The 13969-nt window shown below is 36.2% G+C and carries 11 protein-coding genes and 1 tRNA gene; 1 reads left to right on the forward strand and 11 read right to left on the reverse strand.

From position 1 onward, the window contains the following. Window positions 1-38: 38 nt before the first annotated feature. From HXY53_06075 to HXY53_06095, 5 genes are all read right to left on the reverse strand, one after another. Window positions 39-1319 (reverse strand): cytochrome C, encoded by a 1281-nt coding sequence (locus HXY53_06075; GenBank protein NWF76126.1) that lies wholly within the window; start codon window positions 1317-1319, stop codon window positions 39-41. A 291-nt stretch (window positions 1320-1610) separates the two neighbouring features. After that, entirely contained in the window at window positions 1611-2333 is a 723-nt protein-coding gene (locus tag HXY53_06080; GenBank protein NWF76127.1) for a peroxiredoxin, read from the reverse strand. Between the two features lie 212 nt (window positions 2334-2545). Continuing rightward, on the reverse strand, window positions 2546-2959 hold the full coding sequence (locus HXY53_06085) for a transcriptional repressor (protein ID NWF76128.1): 414 nt from the start codon (window positions 2957-2959) through the stop codon (window positions 2546-2548). 193 nt (window positions 2960-3152) lie between these two features. Continuing rightward, window positions 3153-3229 (reverse strand) — tRNA-Pro (locus HXY53_06090). An 18-nt stretch (window positions 3230-3247) separates the two neighbouring features. Beyond that, complete coding sequence (locus HXY53_06095) at window positions 3248-4099, reverse strand: ChaN family lipoprotein (protein NWF76129.1); 852 nt, start codon at window positions 4097-4099, stop codon at window positions 3248-3250. A gap of 71 nt (window positions 4100-4170) precedes the next feature. On the opposite strand from HXY53_06095, the gene fdhD reads away from it, so the two are divergent. Beyond that, a complete protein-coding gene (fdhD, locus tag HXY53_06100) occupies window positions 4171-4935 on the forward strand; it encodes a formate dehydrogenase accessory sulfurtransferase FdhD (protein ID NWF76130.1) in 765 nt (254 codons plus the stop codon). 24 nt (window positions 4936-4959) lie between these two features. Here fdhD and HXY53_06105 read toward each other — a convergent pair whose 3' ends face one another. The 6 genes from HXY53_06105 to pilB (HXY53_06130) all read right to left on the reverse strand — a co-directional run bounded on the left by HXY53_06105 (window position 4960) and on the right by pilB (HXY53_06130) (window position 13940). Then, window positions 4960-6333, reverse strand: a complete 1374-nt coding sequence (locus HXY53_06105) for a sigma-54-dependent Fis family transcriptional regulator (protein NWF76131.1) — start codon at window positions 6331-6333, stop codon at window positions 4960-4962. Continuing rightward, the gene (locus HXY53_06110) at window positions 6320-7918 is read right to left on the reverse strand and encodes a hypothetical protein (protein ID NWF76132.1); all 1599 of its coding nucleotides are present in this window, start codon (window positions 7916-7918) and stop codon (window positions 6320-6322) included. Before HXY53_06110 ends, HXY53_06105 begins: the two co-directional genes overlap by 14 nt. A 7-nt stretch (window positions 7919-7925) precedes the next feature. Then, window positions 7926-9074: a type II secretion system F family protein gene (locus tag HXY53_06115; GenBank protein ID NWF76133.1), complete on the reverse strand. Its 1149-nt coding sequence runs from the start codon at window positions 9072-9074 to the stop codon at window positions 7926-7928. A gap of 62 nt (window positions 9075-9136) precedes the next feature. Next, window positions 9137-10231, reverse strand: a complete 1095-nt coding sequence (locus tag HXY53_06120) for a type IV pilus twitching motility protein PilT (GenBank protein ID NWF76134.1) — start codon at window positions 10229-10231, stop codon at window positions 9137-9139. A 68-nt stretch (window positions 10232-10299) separates the two neighbouring features. After that, window positions 10300-12105 (reverse strand): type IV-A pilus assembly ATPase PilB, encoded by a 1806-nt coding sequence (pilB, locus tag HXY53_06125; GenBank protein NWF76135.1) that lies wholly within the window; start codon window positions 12103-12105, stop codon window positions 10300-10302. Between the two features lie 26 nt (window positions 12106-12131). Next, window positions 12132-13940: a type IV-A pilus assembly ATPase PilB gene (gene pilB / locus HXY53_06130; GenBank protein ID NWF76136.1), complete on the reverse strand. Its 1809-nt coding sequence runs from the start codon at window positions 13938-13940 to the stop codon at window positions 12132-12134. Between the last annotated feature and the right edge of the window lie 29 nt (window positions 13941-13969).

The raw sequence follows: 13969 nt of genomic DNA on the forward strand, positions 1-13969 counted from the left end.
TATTCTCCGCCCCTCCTATAGTGCACTATTAATATGCTTTATTTATGGTGTGTTGCTCTCATGGTTTGAGCAAGTTCCTTAATATTCCCGAGGTCTTTTACCATCATTGCCCAACCATACCAGTAGGCATAATCCGGATTGACATGGAAGAAAGCCTGGTATGTTCTCATTCGGTGCTTCATGTACATCTGAAATAAAACCTGATCTATGTATGAAAGTTTATTGGTATCACCTCCGCCTGTATGCATGAAATACAGAAAATCTGGATATGCAAAGGTATAGTTATCAGGCTTTTTTATAATTCCATCTTTATAAAGACCTGCAACTATCTCTATTGCTTCAGCAAGTAAGCGATCAGCTTTCTGCATCATAGAATCACCCATTTCAAGTTGTTGACGTGCATATTGGGCAGAATGGCAGTTAGTGCACCTTTTTATCATTTTGTTGCGTTCAGTCTGCCATGCTTCTTCTGTAAGCCTAACCATATCTACTGATTTTACTGCTTCGAGCCGCGCAGTGGGCTCGCCAGTTTCGGGGTTAATGACACCGAGGGCTTTTAGAATAGTAATTCTATCAGCTTTCCATTGAGGGTCTTCCGGTAAGGGCAGTCTTACCCCAAGAAATCCCCACGCTGTGCGGTTTTCATGGGTACCGCCTGGTAGATGACAGTACTGACAGGATGGAGCCTGAGCATTTTCTGGTAAATTGCCAGAGTTTTTCACAAACCAGCGTGTTCCGTGTTTGGCACTTTCCCACATCTCCCATTGTGGATGATCATAACCCATGTGACATTGCTGACATGCTTTAGGATCTAAAGCCTCCTTTTTTGAAAAACTATGTCTGGTATGACACTCATCACAAGAATTATTCTGATACCGATAACCTTTTGCTGATTGTTCCTTTTTCTGAGCTTCGGTTTTGATTCCCATATTATGGCAACCTCCGCAACCTCTTCCGCCCTCCATAAGCTCATCTGGTTCCACATGTGTAATGGGCAAAGCATTCATCGAAGTCCATCCAAAATTGTGCTTTCCTTTTGAAAATTCATCAAACTGTTTCTTATGACACCGAGCACAAAGATTTTCGTCTGGAAGTTCTGCGAGCTTGACATTCTGAGGTCCGGTATGTTTATTCCCATGGCATGTTGAACATGTTACTTCCTTAGTGCTATGTTTGCTGGCTTCCCAGTCTTTCACAAGTCCTGGAGTTACACCCATATGACAGTTAACACAAAACTCTGCATGTGCCAATGAATTATCCATTAACCCCACATATGAAAAGAGAAGGGAAAATGATATGATAATAATTAGTTTTTTCATGACATCCCCCTTTTTAAAATGTTAGTATTGTCAAAAGTTTTTTCTCAAAAAGACTTAAAACCCTTAATTATCAATGCATAGTTTATTTTTTGCTTGCCTCCTTCTCTCCCCGCCCGCGGGGGATACTGTAAAGATCCTTTGTTCCCCGCCAAAGGGGTATACTGTAAAGATATCTCTTGTTAGGGGATAATATTGTAACTCCCCTCTCAGTTTGTTTTCATATCCCGTACTTTTTCCCATGAAACTTTTGACATTACCAAAATATTTTCTAATGAACTCTATTTAATGCGTTTAGTCAAAAGCCATCTTTGTCTTCCAAACCTTCCATACATTTCCGACAAGGTCTGGTCCTGGTTTTAAAGTTATCTTGCCGGGTTTCCATCCTGATGGCATTGCTTCTGTCCCTTTACTTTTCCGTACATGTTGGAACGCCTGTATCTGCCTGATAGATTCACTCACATTCCTACCAACAGGTGGAGTCAGTATCTCGTATCCCTGAATTATTCCATCAGGGTCAATTATAAATCTTCCCCTTGTTTCAACACCTGCATTATCATCATATACACCGTAAACACTCCCAACTTTTCCTCCGGTGTCAGATAGCATAGGGAAGGGTATTCCGCCTTTTACCATTTTTGAAAGTTCGTGGTCATTCCACATCTTGTGAACAAATACACTGTCGATACTCATAGAGAATATCTCGACACCAAGTTTTTTAAACTCAGGGTATTTTTCAGCAACTGCTGAAAGTTCTGTTGCTCACACAAAGGTAAAATCACCCGGATAGAAACAAAGTAAAATCCATTTCCCAAAATATTCTGATAGTTGTAAATTGACGAATTTCCCCTGATGATAAGCTGGAGCAGTGAAATCCGGTGCTTTTCGCCCGATAAGAATCATGGTCTTTTCCTCCTTTTTCATAGGCTGTTCATTTTCCGGTATTTTTTCTTTTTCCTTTTCTCCAACAACGCCTCCGGTTGGTCGTGCACAACCGGGTTTAAATTCTTGCGGCATAAAAACCTCCTTTCATATTATTTTTTTAAAGTGTTATTAAGAATCAATAAAACAGTGCAATCTATAAACAAAAATATGTTTAAGATTGCACTCACCCTGTGCAAATTTCTGAACTTCCTCATAGTTAGAGATTCAGCAAATCGTGTTTCAATTGTCGCAATTTGATAATTTATCTTATATAGTAATAATTCCTGTCTAAAATAAAAGATATATTACCTTCTTAAGCATTTAGGGCAGAGACCTTCAAGAACTACTTTCTTGTTCACTACCTTAAATTGCTTTTTAATGTCTTTTGGAATCGTCAGATTGTCATATTCTTTATTATGGAAATCTATAATAATATTACACTTTATACACCTGAAATGATGATGGGTCTCAATATCAGGATCATATCTCTTGGATTGTCCATACCCCTCAACAATATTTGCGATACCAATTCTGGAAAATGTTAAAAGTGTCCTGTTCACCGTGTCAAATGATATATTTGGTATCTTTTTTCTTATCCTCTTATATATTGTATCTGCGGAAGGATGATTCTTTGCCTTAAGAAATTCCTGATAAATAGCAGTGCGCTGAGGGGTTATTTTCAGCCCATTTTCTCTGGATCTATTAAAAAATTCAACCATCATTGCTTTTGCCTTAACTCCATTATTCATAATTTAAACTATATAGTAATTATTACTATTTGTCAAGAAATATATACTTATATTTTACTATATTACGGAAATATCATTTATGCACTATTTAAAAAATCACAATTGGACTATTAATCCGAAAGCTGAAATTGTTTATAATCAAAACCATTCTAAGACAGTTTTCTGGTCGGGGCGAAAGGATTTGAACCTTCGACACCACGGTCCCGAACCGTGTGCGCTACCAGGCTGCGCTACGCCCCGATTGAAAATAATAACATATCAATAAAATAAAATATAATCGGCATCCCCGTGTGTAATATTTTGAGGATCAATGTATCCAGGGATATAAGGCAATAATACTCTATAACTAATTTTTTTTGAGAGATTCGCTATTTGTTCAGGAATTCCTCTTTTCCATGCATGTCCGTTTCCCGTCAGAACAATAACCTTTTTATCAGAATTTTTCATAAAGAACTCAAAAACATTCTTAGCCATTACTCGATCCCATATGAGTTGTGCTTCACAGAAAAATATAAAATTTTTGTTATTATGTCCATGCATAGCATAAGCCCTCCTGATAAATTTCATATATTGCTCATCTACAGCACATCCTGTTTCAGGAGGGAGTTTAGAAAGTTCGTCTTTTGATAAGGATGAAAATCCTGATCTTGCTATTTTTCTTGTAATTTCTGGAGAGATATTTAAACCAATAGTTGGAATTTCATATTTTTTTAAATAAAGAAAAATATCTCTATATAAATACCATGGAAAATTCCAATTTTCGTAATATGCTTTGATAAAATCATCCGTAGATAGATCACCTGATACCCAACGATTGAGAATATCCTGATTTTCAGCAATAAACATTTCAAGGCCTATAGCTACTGGCAATTTCATATCTTTAAATGTCTTTATAATATCAAGTTGCATTCGGTGATGGATTTCCTGATCGTGATTTTCACCCACAAAAACAATGTTTACTTTTTTTAAGTCTGAGAGCATCTGTTGATAGCTAATATTTTTTTTATCTGCTGTTCTAAATACTTTTATACCATCAGCATATGTTTTTATCTGAAAACATAGTTGAAAAAATAGTATAGTCAGAAAAAAGAGTAAAAATTTCCTGAGCATATATTTAAGAATAACATAAAATCATTGCATACTCGACATATAAAACATCACTCTGATAAAATTGAATTGAAATGGACCATTATATACCTTATATAAAAAGGAAGATTATCTTAAAGGCCGGAGAGTCTTCCGAGAGAAAAGAAGATTACATAGCTGTTGAAAAGAAACTGAATATTACGTTGAATGAGAAGTGCATCATAAGTCTTTTTTGCACACCGTCGCAAATAAAAGAATTAATCACAGGCCTTTTGTTTACTGGGGGGATATCTGATGGGGAAATCTCTCCAGATATATTAAACATATCATATGGAGATGAAATCAATGTTGATATAGCTGCTAAAAATATTCCGATGAAAAATCTCAATGTCTCGAGACATCTTGGCGGTTTTACCTTTACAAAAGATAGAATTTCGAAACCAATCACAGATCGTCTCTCTGTATCCTTTAAAGTCATTAAAGGTTTATTTGATAAATTTCAGCAGAAATCAGAACTTTTCAGATTAACCGGATGTTTTCATAGTGCAGCACTCGCAGATACAGAAAAAATTCTCGCATTTGCTGAAGATATTGGCAGACATAATGCTGTTGATAAAGTAATTGGAAGCATTCTTCTTCAAGATATTCCTTTTTTTGAGAAAATTATGCTTGTAAGTTGCAGATTATCTTCAGAAATTGTATTAAAATGCAGCCACCTTAATATTTCAATACTTGCGAGCAGAGCAGCTCCTACGGATCTTGCTATTAAAATTGCTGAAGAATCTCGGATCACTCTTATTGGTTTCATGAGGGACAATCGGTTTAATATTTACACGCACAACCACAGAGTAATTCTATGAAACATCTGAATTTACTCCTTCTTGCTATTTAATCCCATATTTTTGTAAACGATGGCGGAATGATCTGAAGGAGAGATGAAGGAGTTTTGCAGCCTCTGTCTTAACACCGTTCGCTTTTTCGAGCGCTTTAAGAAGATATTTCTTTTCAATACCTTCAATAAATTTTTCAAAATCAATACCTTCATCTGAAAGCTCAGGGATTATATTAATCAATTCAGAATATACAGGTCCTCTTGTTATTTCCAGAGGAAGGTCAGAAGGGGTTATCTCATATTTATCGGTAAGCACAGCTATCCTTTCAACAACATTCTCAAGTTCTCTCACATTCCCTTTCCATGTGTAATCCATCAATAATTTCATAGTATCAGGCATTATTTTTCTCGGGATCCCAGATGATTTTTTAAAAAAGTGGTTTACAAGCAATGGTATGTCTTCCTTTCTCTCACGTAAAGGCGGAATATCTATTGGAACAACATTCAGTCTGTAATATAAATCTTCCCTGAATCTCCCGTTTTTAATTTCTTCTCTTAAATCCTTATTTGTTGCAGAAATAATCCTTACATCTACTTTTATATCTGCTGTTCCACCAACGCGTCTAAAAGTAGCATTTTCAAGAACCCTTAGTAACTTAACCTGAAGATTAACCGGCATTTCGCCAATCTCATCCAAAAAAAGACTGCCACCGTCTGCGATTTCAAACAGTCCCTGTTTATTATACATAGCTCCTGTAAAGGCACCTTTCATGTGCCCAAAAAGTTCCGATTCAAGAAGTCCTTCAGGAAATGCTGTGCAGTTTATAGTTACAAAATTTTTATCTTTTCTAGCACTCAAATTGTGGATTGCAGATGCAAATAACTCCTTTCCAGAACCACTCTCACCAGTTATTAAAACATTAGAATTACTTTGCGCTATTCTTGGAATCAGTCTGAAAAGTTCTTGCATCCTCGGGCTCCTGCTGATAATATTGTCGAGAGAGCAGGTAGTTTCTACCTTTTCTCTCAAAACCAAAATTTGCTCACTCAACATCTTCTTTTCTATTGCATTCTTGACAATTAATCTAATCTCATCTATATTGAATGGTTTATTAACATAATCGTAAGCGCCCATTTTCATTGCTTCAATAGCCTTTTCATTAGTACCAAAAGCTGTTATCATAATTACAATTGTATTGGGAGATATTCCTTTAATCGTTTTTAAAACTTCAAATCCATCTAACTTCGGCATTTTCATATCAGTAATAACAAGATCAAAGATATCTTTCTCAACATATGAAATCCCTTCGAGTCCATCTGATGCGGTAACCACCTCATATCCCTCCCCTTCAAGGAGTATCTTCAATACTTCCCGCATGCTTTTTTCATCTTCTATAATAAGTATTTTACCTTTAAGCTTTTTCATCTACATCCGTTAGAATAATCTCAAAATCTGTTCCAAGACCAACACTGCTTTCAACCTTTATTTTGCCTTTATGTTCGTCAATAATTCTATAAGCAATTGCAAGACCAAGACCTGTCCCGTGCTCTTTTGTTGTAAAAAATGGATAAAATATTTTTTCAATATCTTTTTCTTGTATCCCAATCCCTGAATCTTTAAAATGTATGTGTATAAAACCATTTGAATGTTCCGTTGAAATAACAAGTTTCCCTCCCATAGGCATTGCATCTAAAGCATTTAAACCAAGATTCCAGAATACCTGTTTTATTTTCTCAGGATCAACATTAACTTGAAGCGCACCAGAATAAAGCTTTACAATTTTTATATTATCTTTGTTGTGCTCCACATTTTTAAGAAATTCGACAGTCTCATCCAAGATTTCATGTATATCGATGCTTTTCATCTCAAGCTTAGAAGGTCTTGAATATGTTAAAAAATCTGATATAATTCGGTTCAGACGTCCCATCTCTTTAAGAGCAATCTCCATGAGTCTTTCCTTATGATCCTTTGGAACTAAATCTTCTCGAAGAATCTCTATAGAACTCTTCAGCGATGCAAGCGGGTTCCGTATCTCATGGGCAATACTGGATGAAAGCTCACCGATAGCTGCCCATTTCTCCTTCTGCTTCATCTCTGCTTCAAGCTGTTTTTTTTCTGTAAGGTCTTGAAATATGATAATATAGCCTTTTATTTTATCATCAATAGCTTTAAGCGTCGAAACACCAAGCCCTATAATTTTTTGGGTTCCTTCAATCATTATTGAATATTCTTTTCTACCCTCGGAGAAAGGGAAAGCAAAAAAAGGCAAAATGGAATCTATTTTTTGACCAATGATTGCTTCTTTTTTCACTGCAGTTATCTTTTCAGCCGCTCTGTTGAATATTAAAACCTTACCCCATATATCAGTTGTGATAAGACCACTATGCATATTATCAATAACTTCTTTATTAAAAAACTCAAGGTCTCGAAAATCAAAATCTTTCTCCTCTAATTTTTTTACTGTCTTCTCGAGTCGAGATGAAAGATATCCGCTTAAATAAGCAGTGAGATAAAAAGAAATAATGTGAACAAAGACTTTATAAAGATAATTTTTTTCTTCTCCTGTATTAAAGGTTAGACTTGGCAGAAAATTATAAACCTCATTTATTGCAAGTGTGATATATAATAAACTGCTTAGGGTTGCTATGAAATAACCAGCCCTTTTATTTAACACTATACTTGAAGATATAACAACCAGAATTAGGGCAAAGGAAAACCAGCTTTCGATTCCTCCAGTAATAACAATGAGAGCCATCGTGAATATCACGTCAAGTATCAATTGTATATAAGCGAAGACTACGAGATTTCTAATCCTGAAAAGTAATACTGAATAAATAATAGTAAGGATATAGACTGAAATTATGAGACGGCTGAGTATAAAAACAGATGTAAATCCGTGTAGACCACTTAAAAAAAATGAGGACCCAAGGAGTAAACTAATAAAGATAGCCCTAAAGAATATTAGGGCCTTAATCCTCTTTCTTAATGACTCAACATCTTCTAAGGTCATTCACATATTATTTTATAAGGGTAATAAGCTTGAATATCGGTAGATACATTGACACAACAATAAATCCAACGGTGCCACCAAGAAATATCATCAGGAGTGGTTCCATCATTGCTGTAAGGTTTGAAACAGCAGCATCAACCTCATCATCATAAAAATCTGCAATCTTTGCAAGCATCGCATCAAGAGCACCTGTTGATTCACCAACTGCAATCATGTGAGTGACCATAGGCGGGAATACTTTTGCCTTTGTAATAGGTTCAGCAAGGGTTTTTCCGCCCACCACCCCTTTTCTTACATCAAGAATTGCATATTCAATAACCTTATTCCCAGAAGTCTTGGCAGTGATCTCAAGTCCATCTAATATGGGAACACCACTGCTTACAAGTGTACCCAGCGTCCTTGTAAATTTTGCAACTGCAACCTTATTAAGAAGAACGCCAAATATGGGTAATTTTAGTAATATTCTGTCGATTATATATTTGCCTTTCTCAGTCCTTCGAACTTGGATGATAAAAACAATCAAGGCTATAATTGCTCCAAGTGTCATCAGTCCACCAATACCCGCAATAAAACTGCTGATACCAACGATTATTCTCGTCGGTAATGGCAAAGTACCACCAAGTTGAGCAAACATCTTTGAAAATGTTGGAACTACAAAGATCATTATGATAGCAATTACTCCAACGGCAACTGTTGTTACAACAGCAGGATAGACCATCGCTCCCTTTACTTTCTTTTTCAATTTCATTGCCTTTTCAATATACGCTGCAAGCCTGTTAAGTATTGTATCAAGTATACCGCCAGCTTCACCTGCTGCTACCATATTCACATATAGTTCACTGAATATTCGGGGATGTTTTTTAAGAGCATCTGCATATGTTGAACCTGATTCGACGTCTAATTTAATCTGTTGCAATGAGTTTGCTAAAGTCCTGTTTTCTACCTGATTAGAGAGAATATCAAGTGCCTGCACGAGGGGGAGTCCAGCATCAATCATTGTAGCAAACTGTCTTGTGAATACTACAATATCTTTATCTTTTACTCCACCACGAAACCCAATTTTTCTAACCTTCTTTGTTTTCTCCGTAACAAGTGTAGCAGTAATATTCCTTTTTCTGAGTTGTGCAATTACCTCTTCCTTAGAGGCTGCAGTCATTTCTCCAGACTCGATAATCCCTTTTGGTGTTTTTCCTGACCATTGAAATACTGTTGCCACTTTTATGCCCTCCCTTTGCTAGAGGTTGTTACAGTACCCTTCTGAATCATTGCAATTAATTCATCGGGTACAGGTGATCTCCCTATAGCATCTTCATACGTTAAATACCCTTTTATATATAAATCGTATAAAGATTGATTCATCGTCTGCATACCAAATTTTGCCTGTCCTGTTTGCATCATAGAATATATTTGATGTATCTTGTCTTCTCTTATCAAATTTCTAATAGCAGGATTAGGGACAAGCAGTTCAACAGCAAGGACTCTACCAACTCCACTCTTTTTGGGTATTAGTTGCTGTGCAAAAATACCTTCAAGAACAAAAGATAATTGCACCCGTATCTGTTCTTGCTGATGAGGAGGAAAAACGTCAATGATACGGTTTATAGTTTGAACAGCAGAATTAGTATGCAATGTGGCAAGAGTAAGATGACCTGTTTCTGAAACAGTAAGAGCGGCTTCAATTGTTTCAAGATCTCGCATTTCACCTATTAGAACCACATCAGGATCCTGTCTAAGGACATATCGCAATGCAGCTTTAAATGACACGGTATCGGCATTAACTTCCCGCTGATTAATCAGACATTTTTTATGAGGGTGTAAATATTCTATAGGGTCTTCTATAGTTATTATATGGTCACTCCTCTCTGAGTTTATTCTATCCACCATAGCTGCCAGGGTTGTAGACTTCCCGCTTCCTGTTGGCCCTGTCACAAGTATCAGTCCTCGCGGTTTTTTTACAAGCTCATTCACAATTTCTGGCAGGCCAAGTTCCTTAAAACCCCTTATTTCGAAAGGTATGGTTCTGAAAGCTCCAGCTACAGCACCTCTCTGCATAAATATATTAGCTCTAAATCTACTTAAACCTTTAACACCGAAGGAAAGGTCGAGTTCATTGCTTTCTTCAAATCTGTGCTTCTGAGCATCTGTGAGTATACTATAACACAAACTTTTTGTATCAGCAGGACTAAGCTGCGGATGGTCAATATTGATTAGTCTTCCATCTATTCTCAATCTTGGCGGACTTCCGGTGGTGATATGCAAGTCAGAAGCATTCTTTTCAATCATCATCTTTAATAAATCATATAAAGTAGCCATAATTTACTCCATTATATATTAAATTTTAATTTCAACAATTTCAAATTTTTATTAAACATCTGAAATATTTAGTCTCCAAATGTAACTCTTAATACTTCTTCTATTGAAGTTACCCCTTCTTTTACTTTTGTGAGTCCACTCATTCTTAACGTCTTCATTCCTAATCTGATCGCTGTTTTCTTTAATTCATCCGCAGATGCTCCTTCAAGAACCATCTCCCTAATTTCATTACTAACCGGCATAATCTCATATAATGCTATCCTACCTTTATATCCTGAATTGCTGCAAACAGAACATCCTCTTCCTTTATAGCATTTTACTGTTTTTGCTTCTTCTTCTGAAAAACCAAGCTGAGTAAGGGCAGACGCAGGAATCTTTTCCTCTTCTTTACACTCCTGACATACTTTTCTTGCCAGCCTTTGAGCAGCAATAAGAATAACCGATGCTGAAACAAGGAATGGTTCAATTCCCATATTCAATAATCTGCTTATACTGCTCGGTGCATCATTCGTATGCAAAGTGCTTAGGACAAGATGACCTGTGAGGGCTGCTTTCACTGCAATCTCGGCTGTTTCAAAATCACGAATCTCACCCACTAATATAATATCAGGACTCTGCCTTAAAAAAGCCCTGAGTGCCGATGCAAAAGTAAGTCCTATTTCCTCCTTAATCTGAACCTGATTCATACCCAGAAAATTATATTCAACAGGGTCTTCAGCCGTCATAATATTAATCCCTGGTTTATTAAGATAATTAAGTGCCGAATATAGTGTTGTTGTCTTACCACTTCCTGTTGGCCCTGTAACAAGTATCATTCCGTATGGCTTATTTAAAGAATCCATAAATTTCTTCAAAGAATCTTCTTCAAATCCCAGTTTTGTGAGATCAACTTGAAGATTAGATTTATCCAGAATCCTTAGAACTGTCTTTTCACCAAAGAGACAGGGTAGGACAGAGACTCGAAAATCCACTTCTTTTTTCTTTCCAAGTCTTAACTTAATTCTACCATCTTGAGGAAGTCTTCTTTCAGCAATATCCAGTTTTGACATTATTTTAATTCTTGAAGTAATTGGATTCTTTATTTTCAAAGGAAGGTTCATTGCATTAAACAGAACTCCATCAACCCGATATCGCACCCGTAATGTATTTTCATACGGCTCTATATGTATATCACTGGCCCCTCCCTTTATAGCATTTATAAGGATACCATTTACAAGTTTTACGACTGGCTCATCTACTTCTCTTATAATTCCTTCGTCTGTTGGAATAAATGCCTCAACGCTGTCAAGTGCATCTCCCACAACTTTATCAAACTCTCTAACATCCACCATAATTTCATCATCGACTGAAGTAACAACTTCATCTTTTAATTCATCCTCAGAAATTGTAAAGTCTTTTGCCTGTAATGTTTTTGCCGGACCATCTTTTGATGACATTAAAGCACTTCCGGCACTCTTGTAATACGTTGTAATTGCATTAAGAATCGCTGATTCACCTGCCACTACAACCTCAACATTATAACCAGTCATAAATTTTATATCATCTATAACAAATACATTTGATGGGTCTGCCATTGCAATTGTCAAAGTCGCTCCTAAACGTGCAACTGGGATAATAAGATATTTCCTTGCAATTTCGTATGGAACAAGTTTTAAAACAGATGGTTCAATCTTGTAATCATCGAGGTTTATTGAAGGAATACCCCATTGTTTGCTGAGAAAATTAACTAATTTTTCCTCAGTAATATAACCCAATTTTATAAGGTTTGCTCCCAATTTACCGCCCTCTTTTTTTTGTAAAGCAATCGCTTCCTTAAGTTGTTCTTCTGTGATGAGATTAGATTTTGTAAGTAAAATACCTAATTTAGGTGCCATAACATACCTTAATAATATAAATTTTATTAATCTCCAAAAGTAACACGCAAAACCTCTTCTATAGTGGTAATACCATTCTTAATTTTTGACAGGCCACTCATTCTTAATGTCTTCATCCCTAACCTGATAGCCGTTTTTTTCAATTCATCAGCAGAGGCTCCTTCAAGAATCATTTCCTTAAGTTCTTCTGACAGTGGCATAACCTCATATAAAGCTATCCTGCCTTTATATCCAGAATTATTACATGATGAACATCCCTTGCCTTTGTAACATTGTATACCTTTTGCTTCATCTTCTGGAAAGCCAAGTTGAATTAGAGCAGAAATTGGCACCTTATCCTCCTCTTTGCAATTAGGACATATTTTTCTTGCTAATCGCTGGGAAGCAATAAGAATCACTGAAGCTGAAACAAGGAATGGTTCAATTCCCATATTCAATAATCTGCTCACAGTGCTTGGAGCGTCATTCGTGTGCAGGGTACTCAGGACGAGATGACCTGTTAAAGCTGCTTTCACTGCAATCTCGGCTGTTTCAAAGTCACGAATCTCTCCAACCATAATAATATCAGGATCCTGTCTTAAAAATGATCTGAGTGCTGCTGCAAATGTTAGCCCTATATCTTCTTTAACATGCACCTGATTTATTCCAAGGAAGTTATATTCAACAGGATCCTCAGCTGTGGAAATATTTACTCCTATTTTATTAAGATAATTTAATGCAGAATATAGAGTCGTCGTCTTACCACTTCCTGTTGGCCCAGTCACAAGAATCATGCCATATGGTTTATCCAGTGCATCCATAAATATTTTCAGGGAATCTTCCTCAAACCCAAGTTTTGTTAGATCCACCTGAAGGTTTGTTTTGTCGAGAATTCTCAAAACAGTTCTTTCTCCAAAAAGGCATGGAACAGTAGATACACGAAAATCTATTTCTCTTTTTTTCCCAAGCTTTAGCTTAATTCTTCCATCCTGCGGGAGCCTTCGTTCAGCAATATCGAGATTTGCCATTATTTTTAACCTTGATGTAACAGCATTCTTTATCTTTACAGGTAGGTTCATAACAGTATACATAACGCCATCAACCCTTTGTCTTACCCGCATGGAAGTTTCATATGGCTCTATATGTATATCACTTGCCCTTTCCTTTATCGCATTTATAAGTATACCATTAACAAGTTTTACAATCGGCCGTTCTACTTCTTTTACAGCTTCTTCTTCCTTTTCTTCGACAACCTCTATATCATCAAGAGCCTCTCCCACAACTTTATCAAATTCATCAACATCAACAACAAGACTTTCATCTATTGAAGTCGTCATTTCTTCTTCCTTTAATTCCTCTTCAGAAAGAGTATAATCTTTCGCCTGTAATGCTTTAGCTGACAACTTCTTTGAAGCTATAAGTGCATCATCTGTTTTCTTATAATAGGTTGCAATTGCATTTAAAATTGCTGATTCTCCTGCCACTACAACATCAACATTATAACCAGTCATAAACTTTACATCATCTATAGCAAATACATTTGTTGGGTCCATCATTGCAATTGTTAATGTGGCACCGACACGGGCAACAGGTATAATAAGGTATTTTCTTGCAATCTCGAGTGGAATAAGTTTTAAAACAGATGGATCTATTTTATAATCAATTAGATTTATTGCTGGCACATTAAACTGCTTGCTCAGAAAATTAACAAGTTTTTCTTCGGTAATATAACCTAATTTGATAAGATTTGTTCCAAGTCTTCCGCCTTCCTTTTTTTGTAAAGTAATTGCTTCCTTAATCTGTTCTTCTGTTACAACATTTGCCTGCAAGAGTAATTGACCTATTTTTATAGCCATGTTTTAAACATATCTGAAAATTTAGTTAA

It is taken from the genome of Nitrospirota bacterium, from assembly GCA_013388455.1.
Taxonomy (GTDB): domain Bacteria; phylum Nitrospirota; class Thermodesulfovibrionia; order Thermodesulfovibrionales; family SM23-35; genus JACAFF01.